The 244-nt window shown below is 61.5% G+C and carries 1 pseudogene; it reads right to left on the reverse strand.

The window, feature by feature from the left end:
* Positions 1-244: pseudogene (locus AF337_RS38685) on the reverse strand (energy-coupling factor transporter transmembrane protein EcfT); the annotation flags it as partial.

Here is a 244-nt window from a genome sequence, read left to right on the forward strand (position 1 = left end):
CATCAATGCCGTCAGGCGCAGCAGCGGCACGAGCGCCTGCTGCCAGGGATTGAAGATGAGGTTGAAAAGCGCCACGACCACGATCGTCAGGAAGACCGGCCGCAGCCGCCTAAGCCCATCGGCAAACGGCAGGCCGATCATCCGGTAGAGAACCGCCGTCAGCAGTACGGCGGTCGAAAGCAGCAGGATGTTGCCGCTGATGAACAGCACGACGCCGAAGACCATCAGCGACAACAGCTTTACC

It is taken from the genome of Rhizobium ecuadorense, assembly GCF_001187535.1.
Lineage (GTDB): Bacteria > Pseudomonadota > Alphaproteobacteria > Rhizobiales > Rhizobiaceae > Rhizobium > Rhizobium ecuadorense.